Source organism: Citrobacter sp. Cpo147, from assembly GCF_030332405.1.
Lineage (GTDB): Bacteria > Pseudomonadota > Gammaproteobacteria > Enterobacterales > Enterobacteriaceae > Citrobacter > Citrobacter portucalensis.
The window spans coordinates 419,681-438,048 of the sequence record NZ_JAOWHX010000041.1 but is presented as its reverse complement, the minus strand read 5'-3'; the positions used below and the strand labels follow the sequence as shown (position 1 = coordinate 438,048).

The window sequence follows — 18,368 nt, the reverse complement described above, 5'->3', positions numbered from 1 at the left end:
TCCGGCATATGCCGCCGGCGCTGCGTTTATCAGGTCTACGTTCTGACACAAAAAAGGCCACATATGCAGTGGCCGAATTCGGACTTCAGAAAGGCGCTCTCGGGCGCCTTTTTTTATTCACCTGCGAGGGCACGCGGGAACAAAACATTGTTTTCCAGGCTGATGTGTTCCATCAGGTCGTCGATCATCTCGTTAATGCCGTTATACATGGCTTTCCAGGTAGTGCAGGCCTCTGGTGGCGGCGTTACGTTATGGGTGATGTGTTTGATCACTTCTACCAGTTCACCCGCATCGTCATGTTCGCTTTCCATCACGCTGATTGGCCCCATCGCCTGGCTACCCATGCCCTGTTTGATCATCGGGAACAGGATCTGTTCTTCTTTCATCATGTGGCTGGACAGCTCTTCATGCAGCATGGTCAGGTTTTTCGCCAGACCGCGCGGTACGTTCGGTTTGTCTGCGTGAACGCGTTCAACTTTAGTGGCCTGCAGGATCAGCTCCGGCAGCTGTTCGCGGTGTCTGTCGTGATAACGCACGATGATATGGTCGATGATTTCAGCCAGAGCCACGGTACGCCAGTCTTTCTCCAGCGGCTGTTCAGCCAGCTGCGCAAGCTGCGCCTCAATAACGTCTAAATCCAGCTCTTTACGCGCGGCAGCGCGTGCCAGCGTTTGCTTACCGCCGCAGCAGTAATCCATATCGTATTTACGAAACAGGGCCGAAGCGCGAGGAATAGAGAGCGCCAGTTCACCTAAAGGTTGATCGCGATATGACATTGCCGTTACCTCATTCTCAATAATATAAGATGTATTTTAAATACAACTTATGGCAAAGGATATAACCCTTTCGGGGTGGGGTGTTTTGTGATGGATGTCACGAAAATTTCTTATCTCGTTAAGATGCTGAATCTTATTGGAAAGGAGAGGTACGGTGAAAAAAGCCGCACGACAGGATTAAATAAGCGCACGCCGCTGCCGATAGTTAGACCTCAGACAATACCTGCATAATAAAAGGCTACAGATGTTCAAACGAATCAAAGTGATAACCTTACTTATCACCGTGTTACTCGCGCTGGGCGCAATGCAGCTCATCTCCGCGGGCGTCTTTATTGGCGCACTCAATAACGATAAGCAGAACTTTAACGTGTCTCAACTTTCCAGCCAGAACGTGGCCGAGTTTACCGATGCGTGGATTAGCCTGAACCAGGCTCGCGTCACGCTCAACCGGGGCATGCTGCGTTTACAGGGAACGATGGCCAGCGAGATTAACGGCGGTCAGTTGCAGGAGCTGGTGAACACGGCAAATCGCCTGTTGGCCGAATCGAAAGATCATTACGATAAATACTACGCTCTGCCGGAAACGCCTGGGCTGGATGAGCATCTGGCCGATCGACTGGAAGAGCAGTACGGCATCTATTCTGCGACGCTGGCAAAAATGAACGTGCTGCTGGCTGAAGGAAAGCTGGAAGAGATGTTCAAGCAGAATGCCGAGCAAAAGCAAACGGCCATGCAGGAAGTTTATCGGCAATGGCGTAGTGCGCAAACGGCGCTGGCCACTGCCGGAGTGCAGGACAATGAGAGTGATTACCAGAAGATAATCTGGCTGCTGTCCGCGGTGATGCTGATTGTCGTCACCGTGATTATCGCCAGTTGGCTGGCGATGCAGCGAGTGCTGCTCAAGCCGCTCCACGAGGTGATGGGACATATTCGCCACATTGCCGCAGGCGATTTGACGCACCCCATCAGCGCCGATGGCAGTAATGAAATGGCGCTGCTGGCAAGCAACGTCCGTGACATGCAGCAGGCGCTGGCGAATACGGTCAGCGTGGTGCGTGACGGGGCCGATACCATCTATACCGGCGCGGGTGAAATCGCCGCAGGCAGTAACGATCTCTCTTCACGTACCGAGCAGCAGGCCGCCTCTCTGGAAGAGACTGCTGCCAGCATGGAACAACTTACCGCAACCGTGAGACAGAACGCAGATAACGCGCGTCAGGCGACCAGTCTGGCAAAAAATGCTTCACAAACGGCGCAAAAAGGCGGAAACGTGGTCGATGGCGTGGTGCGTACGATGGATGAAATCGCCACCAGTTCCAGCAAAATCGCGCAAATTACCAATGTTATCGACGGCATTGCCTTCCAGACCAATATCCTTGCGCTAAACGCGGCGGTGGAAGCGGCGCGTGCGGGCGAGCAGGGACGCGGATTTGCCGTGGTCGCAGGCGAGGTTCGGACGCTGGCGCAGCGTAGTGCCCAGGCGGCGAAGGAGATCAAAGCGCTGATTGATGACTCGGGGTATCGGGTCAATGCCGGCACGGCGCTGGTGCATGAAGCGGGCGAAACGATGGCGGAAATAGTTAGCGCCGTGACCCGCGTGACCGACATCATGGGGGAGATTGCCTCAGCTTCTGATGAACAAAGTCGGGGTATCGATCAGGTAGGCCAGGCGGTTGCCGAAATGGATCGCGTGACCCAGCAAAACGCCTCGCTGGTAGAAGAGTCCGCTTCCGCCGCTGCCGCGCTTGAAGAGCAGGCCGCGCGGTTGAACCAGACGGTAGCGGTGTTTAAAGTGTCGCGCCGGATGGCGGCGTAAACGCCTTATCCGGCCTACATGAGATCGTACAATCCTTGTAGGCCGGATAAGCAGCGCCATCCGGCACATTATGATTGTGAAACCACCACGACGCTCGGTTTCTGTGGCTTGGCTCTGACGGCTATCACCACCCCAACCATCAGCAGCGCAATTCCGCTAACCGTCAGCAGAGGTGGAAATTCCTCGCGCAGAATAAAGGTGTACAACAGGCCAGCCAGCGTTTCGAAGACAATCAGCGGGCCGAGGATCACCGTCGGTAATTTTTGGCTGGCGACGTTCCAGCACAATGCGCCAACCCACGAACACAATACCGCAATGGCTATCATCAGACCGATAAACACGCCCGGACGCGGACCGAAGGGCAGAGCGAAGTCCGGCGTTTGCCCGTTAAGCCACAGGCAGGCGGCAATGTAACCGACCAGAGAAACAGGCAACGTTACCAGAGCCTGGGCCGTCGCCCACATCATCGGGTGCTTATCCGGATTCTCGCGCAGCCAGCGGGCATTACGCAGCGCATACCATGCCCAACACACCACCGAGACAAGCGCCAGCGCGATGCCGGAACCATAACGCCAGCCACTAAAGTCTGGTAACCCCTGATTCAGCTCCGAGATATTCACGCACAGCAGTCCTATACCAATCAATACCAGCGCAGGCGACAGACGCCACCATGATAATTTGCCGTCACGCTGGCTGTAGAGCAGGTTAGCGAAGACCGGGATCACCACCGGTAATGTACCAATAATCATCGTGGAGACCGGTGCGCCGGTGCGCTGGATGGCGCTTGCCAGGCAAACGTAATAAATCAGATTCCCCATCATTGTTAGCGTCAGCGCAGTTACCCAGTCTTTCCGCACAAGTTGACGCAGGCGCGCACGTCCCAGCCAGGCAATCGGCAATGCGATCAGCCCCAGCGCCAGATAACGCCCCATCGACTGCAATACCGCCGGGTATTCCGGTACGATCAGCGGTCCAACAAAAATTAATCCCCACATCAGCCCGGCCAACAGGGCATACAACACACCGCTAATCATTTTTGACATCCACATCGTTTAACAATGAGTCGAGTGTAGGCAGGAAAAATGCCGCCGTATTGTATGAGATTGCTGATCAACGCCGGACGACTTGTTTCTGATAACGTACCGGCGTAATGCCGTAGCGATGAGTAAACGCGCGGGTGAGATGCGACTGGTCGGTGAGGCCGGTTGCGGCGGCGACCTCTGCGGCGGGCATACCGTAAGTGAGAAAACCTTTGGCTCGCCATAGGCGGATCGCCATCAGCATCTGGTGCGGCGTGACGTGGAAATGAGATTTAAACTGGCGCTGAAAATGCCAGGGACTCAGCGATGCAACCCGCGCCAGCTCGTCGAGCGTGACCGGATGCATATAATTATCGTGCAGATACTCGCGTACCCGTTCAAAGCGATGCGCCCCCTCCGTCAATACCGGCGCATGGCGGGCCAGTGGCTGGAACGTGTCGATCAGATCGAGTAGGAGTCCTTTTTGCGCCAGCGGATCTTCCGTGTTCCACAGGCTGTGGATCAGCGAGCAGATCTGGCGCGAGCGCAGCGGATCGTGACGCGTTACGTCATGAAACCACCAGTGGCGGATCCCGGTGACCTCTTCCAGAAGGTAGGGTTCAAGATAAATCATCCGATAGCGCCAGCCGTCGGCGGTTTCGGCTTCGCCGGTATGCAGCTCATCGGGATTCATGGTGACGACGGAATGGGCGGGGGCAACATACTGCGTGCCGCGATAGCGAAAACGTTCGGCTCCGGCTTCTATCGCGCCAATGCCAAACGCTTCATGGGTGTGCGGCTCGAAAGCGTAACGCGAGATGTGCGCATGATACAGCTCAACGCCCGGCACCTGCGCCAGATGGCGAAAGCGGGCGCTGTCTTTCTCATCAATAAACTGCTCAGGTACACCTTGCACGTTTTCTCTCCCCACGCATCATCCTGTCATTATCAGAGAGGATGCGCGGGGATGCCACCACAATTAACTAATTTTTAACACTTACACGATGCCTTTGACACTGTCAGCCAACGAGGTGGTCGGGCGACCAATCAGTTTGCTCAGCGTATGGCTGTCGTCGAACAGACCGCCTTTGGAGGCGCCAGTGTCTGAGTCAGCCAGCATGTCCGCCAGCCCGGCAGGCAGGCCTACACCTTTAAGTGCGGCGGCAAAATCTGCTTCGCTCAGGTTCTGATACACCACTTTTTTACCACTCTGTTTTGCCAGCTCGGCAGCCAACTGGCTCAGGGTCCAGCCTGCGTCGCCCGCCAGCTCATAAGTTTTACCGGAATGAACGTCTTCACTGATGACGCGCGCGGCGGCAGCGGCATAGTCGGCGCGGGTCGCTGAGGCGATTTTGCCTTCACCTGCAGCCCCGATAAACACGCCGTGTTCCAGTGCAGCCGGTGCGCTGGCGAGATAGTTTTCGGTGTACCAGCCGTTACGCAGCAGCGCGTATGCGATACCGGATTCAGCCAGCATCTTCTCGGTTGCCACATGCTCATCAGCCAGCCCCAGCGGGGAGGTGTCGGCGTGCAGCAGGCTGGTGTAGGCGATGAATTTCACGTGCGCGGCTTTCGCTGCGTTAATCACGTTGCGATGCTGCGAGGCGCGTTGTCCCACTTCGCTGGAGGAGATTAGCAGTAGCTTATCGATACCCTGTAAGGCAGCCGTCAAGGCGGCTTCATCGCTGTAATCCGCCTGACGAACGGTAATGCCCTGCTGGCTAAGCGCCGTCGCTTTAGCGGGATTACGCACAATTGCCACAATCTGGCTGGCAGGAACGGTTTTCAGCAGAGATTCAATAACATGTTGGCCCAGTTGGCCGGTGGCGCCGGTAATTGCGATCATGGAGTGACTCCTTGGTATTGGTCTTGTGTTTAATCACGCTAACACCTAAACTTACTTTTAGTAAGTACGCACAAAAAGGTTAGTATGAAAATGACAGCTTCGACGCTCTCCCAGCAGTTACGCGATGGCAACTTGTTTGCCGAACAGTGTCCCTCCCGCGAGGTGTTAAAACATGTCACCAGCCGCTGGGGCGTGTTGATTCTGGTGGCGCTGCGCGACGGTACGCACCGTTTCAGCGATTTGCGCCGTAAGATGGGCGGGGTCAGTGAAAAGATGCTGGCGCAATCCCTGCAAGCGTTAGAGCATGACGGGTTTATCAATCGGGTGTCGTATCCGGTGGTACCGCCGCACGTGGAGTATAGCCTGACGCCGTTGGGTGAGCAGGTGAGCGATAAAGTTGCCGCGCTGGCGGACTGGATAGAACTGAATTTGCCGCAGGTTTTAGCGCAGCGGGACGAACGGGCTGCGTAGTTTTGTAGGCCGGATAAGACGCTATTGCGCCGCATCCGGCACGAAAATTACTTACTTAAATCCAGCTGATAAATAGCGAAACCGATGTCATCGGTCGCGACTTTCTTCAGCGGATACTGGCCTTTCTCTTTAATAAATGCCGCGGCTTTATCAGACGGTGATGTTTCAAAGCGAATATCCAGTGGTGTGTCGCTATGAATTGGCGCCAGACGCCAATTGTTATCTGCCGCCGGGTGAATTTCACCGGTACGCTTCGTCTCTGCACCAATCCACGCCGCCAGCACCGAGCGGTTTTCATCCGGAGAGGCAAACGCGATGTGGCTGTCGCCGGTTCCGGCAAACTTACCGCCGTAGGCGCGGTAGTTGTTGGTCGCGACGAGGAAGGTGGCATTCGGATCGATTGGTTTGCCGTTAAAGGTCAGATTTTTAATACGTTCCGCTTTCGGGTTAATGGTCTGACATTCACCGTCGTAGCGGGCGGGTTGTGAAACATCAATCTGATAATTCACGCCGTCAATCACGTCGAAGTTATAGGTACGGAAGCCATCCCAGTTAATCAACGACTGTGGTTTGCTGCTGTGGATATCAATCTGATTGAACTGCCCGGCGGAACATTCCAGCCATTCTTTCACCTCTTTACCGCTGGCTTTCACCACCACCAGAGTGTTGGGATAGAGATACAAATCAGCGGCGTTACGGAAGGTTAACTGACCTTTTTCGACTTCTACGAAGCTTGCCGGATCGTTCTTGCGTCCACCGACCTTAAACGGCGCGGCGGCGGAAAGTACCGGCAGTTTTGCCAGATCCGGATCGCCCTGAATAAAGTGTTCCACATAGGCTTTCTGCGCGTTGTTCACCACCTGTACGGTCGGGTCATCCTGTACCAGCGCCAGATAGCTGTACATGTTGTCGGCGGATTTACCGATCGGTTTGCTGACAAACTCACGCGTGGCGTCGTGATCGGCTTTCAGGATCTCAACGATTTTTTTGTCTTCTGCTGCCAGTGATTTTTTTGCTGCGGCGTCATAGATCGGGCGCGCCTCGGCTTTCGCCTGAGTGACCTGCCATTTACCGCTGTCGTTATTCAGCACTAAATCCACCACGCCCAGGTGATCGCCCCACATACCCGGCATCACCGCAGGAACCCCATTCAGCGTACCTTTTGTGATATCTGCGCCTTTAATATTGGCAAAGTCTTTACCCGGGAAGACGGCGTGAGCGTGACCAAACATAATGGCATCCACGCCCGGTACTTCACTGAGGTAATAAACGGAGTTTTCCGCCATCGTTTGATATGGGTCGGCAGAAAGCCCGGAGTGAGCAACCACCACCACGACATCGGCGCCTTTTTCTCTCATTTCCGGAACGTATTTGCGTGCAGTTTCCGTAATGTCGTTCACCGTGACTTTGCCGCTGAGGTTGGCTTTATCCCAGGTCATAATCTGCGGTGGCACAAAGCCGATATAGCCAATCTTCAGCGTTTGCTTGTTCCCTTCCTTGTCGACCACCTCAGTGTCTTTGATCAAGTAAGGCGTAAATAGCGGCTTCTTGGTCTTAACGTCGATGATATTGGCGTTAACGTAAGGGAATTTCGCCCCGACCAGCGCGTTGTGCAGATACTCCAGACCGTAGTTGAATTCATGGTTGCCGAGGTTACCCACCGCGTAATCCAGGGTATTCAGCGCCTTATATACCGGGTGTGTTTCGCCCGCTTTCAGCCCCTTGGCCGCCATGTAATCCCCGAGCGGGCTGCCCTGAATCAGATCGCCATTATCAACCAGCACGCTGTTTTTGACTTCACCACGCGCAGCGTTGATCAGACTTGCCGTACGTACCAGACCGAATTTTTCAGTCGGTGTATCTTTGTAATAATCGAAATCCATCATATTGCTATGCAAATCAGTGGTTTCCATTATACGCAGATCGACGGTCGCGGCATTGACGCTGGCTGCAATCAGCGTTGCCAGAAGCGTTGCACTAAACTTAATCATCAGGGGCATCCTTTTAAGATCTAAACCACAAAAGAAAATGTATATAAATCTTCTTGCTTACAGAACTGTGAATCATGACATGAATATAGCGTTTAAAACCGCAGACGCTATCACAGTTGGCGGATCCCCTGACGATCGGGTATAAGTAAAACAACGAGTTAACACCACTGACAGAAACGAGGTGGAGAATGCTAGAACATGTATGCCAGCTTGCACGGAACGCGGGCGATGCCATTATGCAGGTCTACGATGGAATCAAACCGATGGAGATTACCAGCAAGCAGGATGATTCTCCGGTCACGGCGGCAGATATCGCCGCGCATACGGTGATCCTCGAAGGATTACTGGCGCTGACGCCGGATATTCCGGTTCTGTCTGAAGAGGCGCCTCCTGGCTGGGATGTTCGCCAGCATTGGCAGCGCTACTGGCTGGTGGACCCGCTGGACGGGACCAAAGAGTTCATTAAGCGTAACGGTGAATTTACCGTCAATATTGCGCTAATCGAGAAAGGAAAGCCGGTTCTGGGCGTGGTTTACGCGCCGGTAATGAAAGTGATGTACTGCGCAGCAGAAGGTAAAGCGTGGAAAGAAGAGTGCGGCGTACGCAAACAAATTCAGGTTCGTGACGCGCGTCCGCCGCTGGTGGTCATTAGCCGCTCGCATGCCGACAATGAGTTAAAAGAATATCTGCAACAGTTGGGTGAGCACCAGACCACCTCGATTGGCTCATCGCTGAAGTTCTGCCTGGTGGCGGAAGGGCACGCACAGCTGTATCCGCGTTTTGGGCCAACCAACGTGTGGGACACCGCCGCTGGCCATGCCGTTGCCGCCGCAGCCGGAGCGCACGTTCACGACTGGCAGGGGAAACCTCTGGATTACACCCCACGTGAATCGTTCCTCAACCCCGGCTTCCGCGTCTCTATTTACTGAGTAATTTGTGCAGCAGGGCAATTACCTGCTGCACCTCTTCCTGCGTTAATGCGCCATCTTTTGCCCACTGCACGCGTCCGTCCTTGTCGAGTACGACGATAGCGGAGCTCTCTTCATCCAGTTGCCAGGCTTTACGCGCAATGCCATTACTGTCGACAATGAATTGCGACCACGGGTAGAGCTTCTTATTGCTCTCCAGACTGCTGCGCACAAACATACCGGAGCCGGGAATGGCGTCATCCGTGTTGACGATAGTGGTGGTCTGGTATTTGTCGTGAGGCAGGTTGGCGGCTTTGATTGCCTCGATCAGCGTCGCATTTTTCTCTTTGGCGGAGGTGCGTCCGGCAATGTGTTGCACAATTCGCACTTTGCCTGGCAACTGCGCGCTATTCCAGCTTTTGTAGCTAAACTTATCGTTATCGAGAATCAGTTCGCCGCGATCGGCGATCCCCACCGGCGGTACGCGCTGGTCAGTCTCAAACTTATGTGCGGAGGCAATCATCGGCAGTAGCAGGCACGACAGCGCCAGCAGTTTTCGTAAGGTCATAGTTTTTCCTTCTTTCTTTTATTTTGCAGGTGATCCGACCACTTGGGTCTGGAATTTAATCATATGTGCGAATGATGCTTTTTCCCGCAAGCGCGATGCCAGTTTGCGGACGGGCGCACAAATCCTGCGAAAAATGAAGGCTTATACTGAAGACAGCGAAGCGTTGAAAAGATAATTCTGAATAATTGTAACTTGAAGGTAAATAAACTTATACACGCTGGAAACATCAACGAGATAGTCTATAGTCATAGGGCATTAAAATTTGCGCCTGAGGATTGTCGGACCGATTGTGGTACCGCAAAGGCGTAATGCTCAGCAGGAGACAACAATGAAAATTTTCCAACGATACAACCCGCTGCAGGTGGCGAAGTACGTGAAGATCCTGTTTCGTGGACGGTTATATATCAAGGATGTAGGCGCTTTTGAATTTGATAAGGGTAAGATTCTTATCCCAAAAGTGAAGGACAAACTGCATTTTTCCGTGATGTCCGAAGTTAACCGTCAGGTCTTGCGTCTGCAAACTGAGATGGCTTGATCAAAGTGCTATGCAGTAGTTAAAAAAACGGCTCCTGATGGGAGCCGTTGATGTTTCTGTAGGGCGTTAAGACGCCTTTGCCTCTTCTTTTGCATCTGGCAGTTTTGGTACCAGAACAGTAGGTTTGCTGTCCAGACGCGTCACCAGCAGCTGATCGATCTTGTAGTTATCGATATCCACCACTTCAAATTTGTAGCCTGAATACTTCACCGAGTCGGTGCGTTTCGGGATTTTACGCAGCATGAACATCATAAAACCACCAATGGTTTCATAGTTGCCAGACTGCGGGAATTCGTCGATATCCAGCACGCGCATCACGTCATCAATCGGTGTACCGCCGTCGACTAACCATGAGTTTTCATCACGTGCCACAATCTGCTCTTCCAGACCCTGACCTACCAGATCGCCCATCAGCGTCGTCATAACGTCGTTGAGGGTGATAATCCCCACCACCAGCGCGTACTCGTTCATGATGACGGCAAAGTCTTCGCCTGCGGTTTTGAAGCTTTCCAGCGCTTCAGAGAGCGTCAGCGTGTCCGGGACGATCAGCGTATTGCGGATCTGTACGCCGCTGTTCAGCGCCATGCTTTGGTTCGCCAGTACGCGGTTGAGGAGATCCTTTGAATCAACATAACCAATGATGTGGTCGATATCTTCGTTACACACCAGGAATTTGGAGTGCGGATGTTCCGCCACCTTGTTTTTCAGGCTTTGCTCATCTTCATGGAGATCGAACCAGATAATATTCTCGCGCGAGGTCATTGAAGACGGGACGGTACGGGATTCCAGTTCGAATACATTTTCAATCAGCTCATGCTCCTGCTTGCGCAGAACACCCGCCAGCGCACCCGCTTCGACCACGGCGTAAATGTCGTCCGAGGTGATGTCGTCTTTACGCACCATTGGGATCTTAAACAGACGGAAAATGTTGTTTGCCAGACCGTTAAAGAACCATACCAGCGGGCGGAAGACCAGCAGGCAGAAGCGCATCGGGTTGATGATACGCAAAGCCACAGCTTCTGGCGCAATCATACCGATGCGTTTCGGGGTTAAATCCGCGAACAGGATGAACAGGCCAGTAACCAGCGAGAACGACAGAATAAAGCTTAACTGTTCGGACAGCTCTGGAGTGAAGTACTTCGAGAAAAGGCTGTAAAACGCCGGGGAGAATGCTGCATCACCGACGATACCGCCGAGAATGGCGACCGCGTTAAGGCCAATTTGCACGACGGTAAAAAACATGCCGGGGTTTTCCTGCATCTTCAAAACACGTTGTGCGTTTACGTTGCCTTCATCGGCAAGCAGTTTAAGTTTTATTTTGCGTGATGCAGCAAGCGAGATCTCAGATATCGAGAAAAACGCACTCACGGCGATCAGGCAGAGAATGACTAAAATACTGTTTAACATATCTTATCCGACCGTTCGGGTCAGATCCTCGGAAGGGAGAAGTTGATACTCGTCGTCTTTCAAGCTGCAGGTGCGTTAGCTGCACTCATTCACCCCAGTCACATAGTTCTCTATGCTCCTGGGGATTCACGAGTTTGCCGCCTGCCTGCAACTCGAAATCCTTAGAGTATAAATCCAATGGAATATTCATTGAAAACCGGCTCGTGGAAGTGAGCCGGTAAATTCAGAAGCTAGTATAGCGTAAGGCACTGTAAAGTCGCCAGAGGGGGAAATTATCCTTGTGGCGGCAGGCAAACACCAATACCACCAATGCCACAATATCCGTAAGGATTTTTGTGCAAATACTGCTGGTGATCGTCCTCGGCATAATAGAACGGGGTTGCCGTAGTGATTTCCGTGGTAATGGTGCGCTCGTCGCCTGCGGCGGTCATTGCTGCCTGAAAACGCTCAAGGCTGGCCTGTGCGGCGGCGGTTTGTTCCGGCGTTAACGGGTAAATGGCGGAGCGATACTGCGTGCCCTGGTCGTTCCCCTGACGCATGCCTTGAGCCGGGTCGTGATTTTCCCAGAACACCTGCAGCAGTTGTTCGTAGCTGATAACATGCGGGTCATAGACGATGCGTACCGCTTCGGCATGCCCGGTATCGCCAGAACACACTTCCCGATATGTTGGGTTTGGGGTGTAGCCGCCGGTGTACCCGGCCGCCGTGCTGTAGACCCCTGGCAATGACCAAAATAAACGCTCAACGCCCCAGAAGCATCCCATGGCGAAATAAGCTATCTCCATACCGTCGGGCACATTGGTCATCGAATGTTGGTTAACCGCATGCAGCGTTGCCACTGGCATCGGGGTGTTGCGTCCAGGTAGCGCATCTGCTTGAGTAACAAGATGCTTTCTATCAAATAAACTCATGGCCGTTCTCCCGAAATCAGTCATTTGGGTTAAGGTTGTAACGAGACGCGTCTTTGCCCACAATAAACGGCGTGAATACGTCTAGAGTTAAACATAAGAAATATTTGGGTTGTCGTCTGTTTTTCAACTCTTATTGTTGATTTTTTGTTAAGCCGAGGAACGGCATAGTATTTTTTTCCAGGGGTGGGAAAAAAGGATATTCAGGAGAAAATGTGCCACATATCCGTCAGTTATGTTGGGTGGGATTACTGTGCTTAAGTGGCTCCGCCGCCGCCGCGAATGTACGCTTACAGGTCGAAGGATTATCAGGACCGCTGGAGAAAAACGTCCGTGCGCAGCTGTCCACGATTCAAAGTGATGAAGTCACTCCAGACCGACGCTTTCGTGCGCGCGTTGATGATGCCATCCGCGAAGGGCTAAAAGCGCTGGGCTACTTTGAGCCGACCATTGATTTTGAACTGCGTCCACCGCCGGCGAAAGGCCGCCAGGTGCTGATTGCCAAAGTGACCCCCGGCGAGCCGGTGCTGATTGGTGGCACTGAGGTGATTTTGCGCGGTGGCGCGCGTACGGATAAAGATTATCTGGATCTGCTGAAAACGCGCCCGGCAATCGGCACCGTGCTGAATCAGGGGGACTATGACAACTTCAAAAAGTCACTCACCAGCGTGGCGCTGCGTAAAGGTTATTTCGACAGTGAATTTAATAAAAGCCAGCTTGGAATAGCGCTTGAGCGTCGCCAGGCGTTCTGGGATATCGATTACAACAGCGGCGAACGCTATCGCTTTGGGCATGTCACTTTTGAAGGCTCGCAAATTCGCGATGAGTATCTGCAAAATCTGGTGCCCTTTAAAGAAGGTGAAGAGTACGAGTCGAAAGATCTGGGCGAACTGAACCGTCGTCTGTCGGCGACCGGATGGTTTAATTCCGTGGTCGTCGCACCGGAGTTTGATAAAGCCCGCAAAACCAAAGTGCTGCCGCTGAAAGGCGTGGTCTCACCGCGAACCGAAAACACCATCGAAACCGGGGTCGGCTATTCAACTGACGTCGGGCCACGGGTGAAGACCTCGTGGAAAAAGCCGTGGATGAACTCCTACGGCCATAGCCTGACGACCAGCGCCAGTATCTCGGCGCCAGAGCAGGTGCTTGATTTCAGCTATAAAATGCCGCTGTTAAAGAACCCGCTGGAACAGTATTACCTGGTACAGGGCGGCTTTAAGCGTACCGATTTAAACGACACCGAGCAGGATTCCACAACGCTTGCGGTTTCCCGCTACTGGGACCTCTCCAGCGGCTGGCAGCGCGCGATTAACCTGCGCTGGAGCCTCGACCACTTTACCCAGGGTAACGTCACCAACACCACTATGCTGCTCTATCCGGGCGTGATGATCAGCCGGACGCGCTCACGCGGCGGCCTGATGCCTGTCTGGGGCGACTCTCAGCGTTATTCCATTGATTACTCCAACACGGCCTGGGGTTCAGACGTTGATTTCTCCGTCTTCCAGGCGCAAAACGTTTGGATCCGCACGCTGTACGACAGGCATCGCTTTGTGATGCGCGGCAACCTCGGCTGGATTGAAACCGGAGACTTCGACAAAGTACCGCCGGACCTGCGTTTCTTTGCCGGGGGCGATCGCAGTATTCGCGGCTACAAATACAAATCTATTTCGCCGGAAGGCAGCGACGGCAAGCTGAAAGGGGCCTCTAAGCTGGCAACTGGCTCGCTGGAATACCAGTACAACGTGACCGGTAAATGGTGGGGCGCGATGTTTGTCGATAGCGGTGAAGCGGTCAGCGATATTCGCCGAAGCGATTTCAAAACCGGTGCCGGGGTCGGCGTACGCTGGCAATCACCAGTGGGACCTATCAAGCTCGACTTTGCCGTCCCGGTCGGCGACAAAGATGAACATGGTTTACAGTTTTACATCGGTCTGGGGCCTGAATTATGAGTTTATGGAAGAAGATAAGCCTCGGCGTGCTGATTTTTATCCTGCTGTTGTTAGGCTCGGTGGCGTTCCTCGTCGGTACCACCTCGGGCCTGCATCTGATCTTCAAAGCAGCTAATCGGTGGGTTCCGGGTCTGGAAATTGGTCAGGTCACCGGCGGCTGGCGGGATCTATCACTGAAAAATATTCGCTACGACCAGCCAGGCGTGGCGGTGAATGCTGGTGAAGTGCATTTGGCCGTGGGGCTTAACTGTCTGTGGGACAGCAGCCTGTGCGTCAACGATCTGGCGCTGAAAAACATCAACGTGGCAATCGACAGCAAAAAGATGCCGCCATCCGCGCCGGTAGAGGAAGAAGAGAGCGGTCCGCTTAATCTTTCCACGCCTTACCCCATCACGCTTTCGCGCGTGGCGCTGAACAACATCAATATCAAAATCGATGACACCACGGTTTCAGTGCTGGATTTTACTTCCGGCCTGAACTGGCAGGAAAAAACGCTGACGTTGAAGCCAACGTCATTACAGGGGCTGCTGATTGCTCTGCCTAAAGTGGCGGAAGTGGCACAGGAAGAGGTTGTCGAACCGAAGATTCAAAACCCGCAGCCGGATGAAAAGCCGCTCGGCGAAACGCTAAAAGATCTGTTCTCAAAGCCGGTACTGCCGGAAATGACCGATGTCCATCTGCCGCTCAATCTCAATATTGAAGAGTTTCGCGGCGAGCAGCTGCGCGTGACTGGGGATACGGATTTAACGGTACATAGCATGCTGCTGAAAGTGAGCAGCATAGACGGCAACATGAAGCTCGACGCGCTGGATATCGACTCGAATCAGGGAACGGTAAAAGCCAGCGGCACGGCGCAACTGACCGACACGTGGCCGGTTGATATTACGTTAAACAGCACGCTAAACATCGACCCGTTAAAAGGCGAAAAGGTGAAGCTGAAGGTTGGCGGCGCGCTGCGCGAACAGCTGGAAGTCGGCGTCAATCTGTCTGGTCCGGTGGATATGGACCTGCGTGCGCAGACGCGCCTGGCAGAAGCCGGATTGCCGCTAAACATTGAGGTGGTGAGTAAGCAGGTTTACTGGCCGTTTACCGGTGAGAAACAGTTCCAGGCCGATGACATCAAGCTCAAACTGACCGGCAAGATGACCGACTATACGCTGTCGATGCGTACCGCCGTGAAAGGTCAGGATATTCCTCCGGCTACTATCACGCTGGACGCCAAAGGCAACGAGCAACAGATCAATCTCGACAAACTCAGCGTTGCGGCGCTGGAAGGGAAAACCGAGCTGAAAGCGCTGGTGGACTGGCAGCAGGCGATCAGCTGGCGCGGGGAGCTAACGCTGGATGGTATCAATACCGTGAAAGCGATCCCGGACTGGCCGTCAAAACTGAATGGCCTGGTGAAAACGCGCGGCAGTCTGTACGGCGGAAGCTGGCAGATGGAGGTTCCGGAGCTGAAGCTGACCGGCAACGTGAAACAGAACAAGGTCAATGTGAACGGTTCGCTGAAGGGGAATAGCTACCTGCAGTGGACGATCCCGGGCCTGCATCTGGAGCTGGGACGTAACAGTGCGGACGTAAAAGGCGAACTGGGGGTTAAAGACCTTAACCTCGACGCGACGATTGATGCCCCAAGCCTGGATAACGCGCTGCCGGGTCTGGGCGGTACGGCGAAAGGGCTGGTAAAAGTTCGCGGTACGGTTGAAGCACCGCAGCTGCTGGCGGATATTACCGCCCGTGGTCTGCGCTGGCAGGAACTTTCCGTTGCTCAGGTGCGCGTCGAAGGCGATGTGAAATCGGCCGAGCAAATCGCCGGTAATCTCAACGTTCGCGTAGAGCGGATTGTACAACCTGACGTGAATATTGGTCTGGTGACGCTCAACGCCAAAGGCAGTGAAAAGCAGCATGAGCTGCAGTTACGCATTCAGGGTGAGCCGGTTTCCGGGCAACTGGATCTTGCCGGGAGCTTTGATCGCAAAGAACAGCGCTGGAAAGGAGAGTTAAGCAATACCCGTTTCCAGACGCCGGTCGGTCCGTGGTCGCTCAACCGGGCTATCGCGCTGGATTATCGTAATCAGGAACAGAAAATTAGTATCGGGCCGCACTGCTGGAACAACCCGAATGCGGAGCTGTGCGTACCACAAACCATTGATGCCGGTGCAGAAGGTCGCGCGGTGGTGAACCTTAACCGCTTCGACCTGGCTATGCTAAAACCGTTTATGCCGGAGACAACCCAGGCCAGCGGTGTGTTCACCGGCAAAGCTGATGTGAGCTGGGACACCACCAAAGAGGGGCTGCCACAGGGGCAGGTCACCCTGAGCGGACGTAACGTCAAGGTCACGCAAAGCGTGAATGATGCCCCGCTCCCCGTAGCGTTTGAAACGCTGAATCTGACCGCCGACCTGCACAATAACCGTGCCGAGTTGGGCTGGCTGATTCGTCTGACCAACAACGGGCAGTTTGACGGGCAGGTTCAGGTAACGGACCCGCAAGGGCGTCGTAATCTGGGCGGTAACGTCAATATTCGCAACTTCAATCTGGCGATGGTGAACCCCATCTTCTCGCGCGGTGAAAAAGCGGCAGGGATGATCAACGCCAACCTGCGGCTGGGCGGAGATGTGCAAAGCCCGCAGTTGCTCGGACAGCTGCAACTGAGCGGTCTGGATATTGACGGTAACTTCATGCCATTTGACATGCAGCCAAGCCAGTTAGCTGTTAACTTCGCCGGAACACGCTCAACGCTGGCGGGCGTGGTGCGTACGCAGCAGGGCGAAATTAACCTGAGCGGCGATGCCGACTGGAGTCAGATAGACAACTGGCGGGCGCGCGTTGCGGCTAAAGGCAGCAGGGTACGTATTACCGTACCGCCGATGGTCCGCCTGGACGTATCGCCGGACGTGGTCTTTGAAGCTACACCAAGCCTGTTTACTCTCGATGGCAACGTGGATGTGCCGTGGGCGCGTATCGTGGTACATGACCTGCCGGAAAGCGCGGTTGGGGTTTCCAGCGATATGGTCATGCTTAACAACAATCTGCAGCCCGAGAAACCGCAGACCGCCGGTATTCCGATCAACAGCAATCTGAACATCCACGTTGGTAACAACGTGCGTCTTGACGCCTTTGGTCTGAAAGCGCGTCTGACGGGCGATCTGAAAGTGGTGCAGGATAAGCAAGGTCTGGGGCTTAACGGGCAAATTAATATCCCGAGCGGTCGCTTCCACGCCTATGGTCAGGATCTGATTGTGCGTAAGGGCGAGCTGTTGTTCTCCGGTCCGCCGGATCAGCCGTTGCTCAACATCGAAGCGATTCGTAACCCAGATGCCACCGAAGACGATGTGATCGCTGGTGTTCGCGTCACCGGTACCGCCGATGAACCGAAGGCGGAGATCTTCTCCGACCCGGCAATGTCGCAGCAAATGGCGCTTTCCTACCTGCTACGTGGACAAGGGCTGGATAGCGAACAAAGCGATAGCGCAGCGATGACTTCAATGCTTATTGGTCTGGGGGTTGCACAAAGTGGTCAGGTTGTGGGTAAAATCGGGGAGACATTTGGCGTAAGCAATCTGGCTCTGGACACGCAAGGGGTGGGCGACTCATCTCAGGTGGTTGTCAGCGGATACGTACTGCCAGGTCTGCAGGTGAAATATGGTGTGGGTATATTTGACTCCTTAGCGACACTCACGCTACGTTATCGTCTGATGCCTAAGCTATATCTGGAAGCAGTGTCTGGCGTAGATCAGGCACTTGATTTGCTCTATCAGTTCGAGTTTTAGCAATGCGAATATTTGTCTACGGCAGTTTACGAACCAAACAAGGCAACAGCCACTGGATGACCAATGCCCTGTTGCTGGGAAATTTCAGTATCGATAACTACCAGTTGTACAGCCTGGGCCACTATCCAGGCGCGGTTCCGGGAAATGGAACAGTACACGGGGAAGTTTATCGTATTGATAACGCCACGCTGGCAGAGCTTGACGCTCTGCGTACCCGCGGCGGTGAATACGCACGCCAGTTAATTCAAACGCCGTACGGAAGTGCATGGATGTACGTGTACCAACGTCCGGTTGATGGCTTAACGCTGATTGAAAGCGGTAACTGGTTAGACAGAGACCAGTACTGATATATCGCCTACCAGAATAAACAACGCCGCCTTCGGGTGGCGTTGTTTATTAAA

General features: G+C 53.9%; 15 protein-coding genes. 7 read left to right on the top strand and 8 right to left on the bottom strand.

What is annotated here, in order from left to right; all coding sequences use genetic code 11:
- Window positions 1-113: 113 nt before the first annotated feature.
- Window positions 114-776, bottom strand: coding sequence for an iron-sulfur cluster repair protein YtfE (ytfE, locus tag OGY06_RS22750; RefSeq protein ID WP_003025690.1), 663 nt, complete (start codon window positions 774-776; stop codon window positions 114-116).
- A gap of 244 nt (window positions 777-1,020) precedes the next feature.
- Here ytfE and OGY06_RS22745 point away from each other — a divergent pair, with 244 nt between their 5' ends.
- Window positions 1,021-2,592: a methyl-accepting chemotaxis protein gene (locus OGY06_RS22745; RefSeq protein WP_126957068.1), complete on the top strand. Its 1,572-nt coding sequence runs from the start codon at window positions 1,021-1,023 to the stop codon at window positions 2,590-2,592.
- A 68-nt stretch (window positions 2,593-2,660) separates the two neighbouring features.
- On the opposite strand, the gene OGY06_RS22740 is transcribed toward OGY06_RS22745, so the two are convergent.
- The 3 genes from OGY06_RS22740 to OGY06_RS22730 form a co-directional block, all read right to left on the bottom strand.
- Window positions 2,661-3,626, bottom strand: coding sequence for a DMT family transporter (locus tag OGY06_RS22740; protein WP_063941648.1), 966 nt, complete (start codon window positions 3,624-3,626; stop codon window positions 2,661-2,663).
- Between the two features lie 76 nt (window positions 3,627-3,702).
- A complete protein-coding gene (locus OGY06_RS22735) occupies window positions 3,703-4,527 on the bottom strand; it encodes an AraC family transcriptional regulator (RefSeq protein WP_126319443.1) in 825 nt (274 codons plus the stop codon).
- An 81-nt stretch (window positions 4,528-4,608) separates the two neighbouring features.
- Window positions 4,609-5,457, bottom strand: coding sequence for an SDR family oxidoreductase (locus OGY06_RS22730; RefSeq protein WP_063941647.1), 849 nt, complete (start codon window positions 5,455-5,457; stop codon window positions 4,609-4,611).
- Between the two features lie 90 nt (window positions 5,458-5,547).
- On the opposite strand from OGY06_RS22730, the gene OGY06_RS22725 reads away from it, so the two are divergent.
- Complete coding sequence (locus OGY06_RS22725; RefSeq protein ID WP_032934267.1) at window positions 5,548-5,928, top strand: winged helix-turn-helix transcriptional regulator; 381 nt, start codon at window positions 5,548-5,550, stop codon at window positions 5,926-5,928.
- A gap of 47 nt (window positions 5,929-5,975) precedes the next feature.
- On the opposite strand, the gene cpdB is transcribed toward OGY06_RS22725, so the two are convergent.
- Entirely contained in the window at window positions 5,976-7,919 is a 1,944-nt protein-coding gene (gene cpdB / locus OGY06_RS22720) for a 2',3'-cyclic-nucleotide 2'-phosphodiesterase (RefSeq protein WP_286605977.1), read from the bottom strand.
- A gap of 188 nt (window positions 7,920-8,107) precedes the next feature.
- Between cpdB and cysQ the strand changes: the two genes are divergently transcribed.
- Entirely contained in the window at window positions 8,108-8,848 is a 741-nt protein-coding gene (gene cysQ, locus OGY06_RS22715; RefSeq protein WP_003830423.1) for a 3'(2'),5'-bisphosphate nucleotidase CysQ, read from the top strand.
- Here cysQ and OGY06_RS22710 read toward each other — a convergent pair.
- Complete coding sequence (locus OGY06_RS22710; RefSeq protein WP_003830421.1) at window positions 8,838-9,395, bottom strand: YtfJ family protein; 558 nt, start codon at window positions 9,393-9,395, stop codon at window positions 8,838-8,840. The genes cysQ and OGY06_RS22710 overlap by 11 nt on opposite strands.
- Window positions 9,396-9,723: 328 nt before the next feature.
- Between OGY06_RS22710 and OGY06_RS22705 the strand changes: the two genes are divergently transcribed.
- A complete protein-coding gene (locus OGY06_RS22705) occupies window positions 9,724-9,930 on the top strand; it encodes a DUF1107 domain-containing protein (protein WP_003025710.1) in 207 nt (68 codons plus the stop codon).
- A 66-nt stretch (window positions 9,931-9,996) separates the two neighbouring features.
- Here OGY06_RS22705 and paeA read toward each other — a convergent pair whose 3' ends face one another.
- On the bottom strand, window positions 9,997-11,337 hold the full coding sequence (gene paeA, locus OGY06_RS22700) for a polyamine export protein PaeA (protein WP_003830418.1): 1,341 nt from the start codon (window positions 11,335-11,337) through the stop codon (window positions 9,997-9,999).
- Between the two features lie 272 nt (window positions 11,338-11,609).
- Window positions 11,610-12,248, bottom strand: coding sequence for a peptide-methionine (S)-S-oxide reductase MsrA (msrA, locus tag OGY06_RS22695; RefSeq protein ID WP_003830412.1), 639 nt, complete (start codon window positions 12,246-12,248; stop codon window positions 11,610-11,612).
- A gap of 212 nt (window positions 12,249-12,460) precedes the next feature.
- Between msrA and tamA the strand changes: the two genes are divergently transcribed.
- From tamA to OGY06_RS22680, 3 genes are read left to right on the top strand one after another with little or no spacing between them, the layout of a single operon-like run.
- Complete coding sequence (gene tamA, locus OGY06_RS22690; protein WP_003025718.1) at window positions 12,461-14,194, top strand: autotransporter assembly complex protein TamA; 1,734 nt, start codon at window positions 12,461-12,463, stop codon at window positions 14,192-14,194.
- Window positions 14,191-17,967, top strand: a complete 3,777-nt coding sequence (gene tamB, locus OGY06_RS22685; RefSeq protein WP_286605976.1) for an autotransporter assembly complex protein TamB — start codon at window positions 14,191-14,193, stop codon at window positions 17,965-17,967. The genes tamA and tamB overlap by 4 nt, the downstream gene beginning before the upstream one ends.
- A gap of 2 nt (window positions 17,968-17,969) precedes the next feature.
- The gene (locus OGY06_RS22680) at window positions 17,970-18,314 is read left to right on the top strand and encodes a gamma-glutamylcyclotransferase family protein (RefSeq protein ID WP_003025723.1); all 345 of its coding nucleotides are present in this window, start codon (window positions 17,970-17,972) and stop codon (window positions 18,312-18,314) included.
- Window positions 18,315-18,368 lie beyond the last annotated feature (54 nt).

Bases quoted from the DNA above. Each gene is read 5' to 3' on its own strand.
- OGY06_RS22705 (WP_003025710.1), top strand. From the start codon at position 9,724: ATGAAAATTTTCCAACGATACAACCCGCTGCAGGTGGCGAAGTACGTG.
- OGY06_RS22740 (WP_063941648.1), bottom strand. From the start codon at position 3,626: ATGATTAGCGGTGTGTTGTATGCCCTGTTGGCCGGGCTGATGTGGGGA.
- OGY06_RS22745 (WP_126957068.1), top strand. From the start codon at position 1,021: ATGTTCAAACGAATCAAAGTGATAACCTTACTTATCACCGTGTTACTC.
- tamB (WP_286605976.1), top strand. From the start codon at position 14,191: ATGAGTTTATGGAAGAAGATAAGCCTCGGCGTGCTGATTTTTATCCTG.
- cpdB (WP_286605977.1), bottom strand. From the start codon at position 7,919: ATGATTAAGTTTAGTGCAACGCTTCTGGCAACGCTGATTGCAGCCAGC.
- paeA (WP_003830418.1), bottom strand. From the start codon at position 11,337: ATGTTAAACAGTATTTTAGTCATTCTCTGCCTGATCGCCGTGAGTGCG.
- OGY06_RS22725 (WP_032934267.1), top strand. From the start codon at position 5,548: ATGACAGCTTCGACGCTCTCCCAGCAGTTACGCGATGGCAACTTGTTT.
- OGY06_RS22730 (WP_063941647.1), bottom strand. From the start codon at position 5,457: ATGATCGCAATTACCGGCGCCACCGGCCAACTGGGCCAACATGTTATT.
- msrA (WP_003830412.1), bottom strand. From the start codon at position 12,248: ATGAGTTTATTTGATAGAAAGCATCTTGTTACTCAAGCAGATGCGCTA.
- OGY06_RS22710 (WP_003830421.1), bottom strand. From the start codon at position 9,395: ATGACCTTACGAAAACTGCTGGCGCTGTCGTGCCTGCTACTGCCGATG.
- OGY06_RS22680 (WP_003025723.1), top strand. From the start codon at position 17,970: ATGCGAATATTTGTCTACGGCAGTTTACGAACCAAACAAGGCAACAGC.
- ytfE (WP_003025690.1), bottom strand. From the start codon at position 776: ATGTCATATCGCGATCAACCTTTAGGTGAACTGGCGCTCTCTATTCCT.
- cysQ (WP_003830423.1), top strand. From the start codon at position 8,108: ATGCTAGAACATGTATGCCAGCTTGCACGGAACGCGGGCGATGCCATT.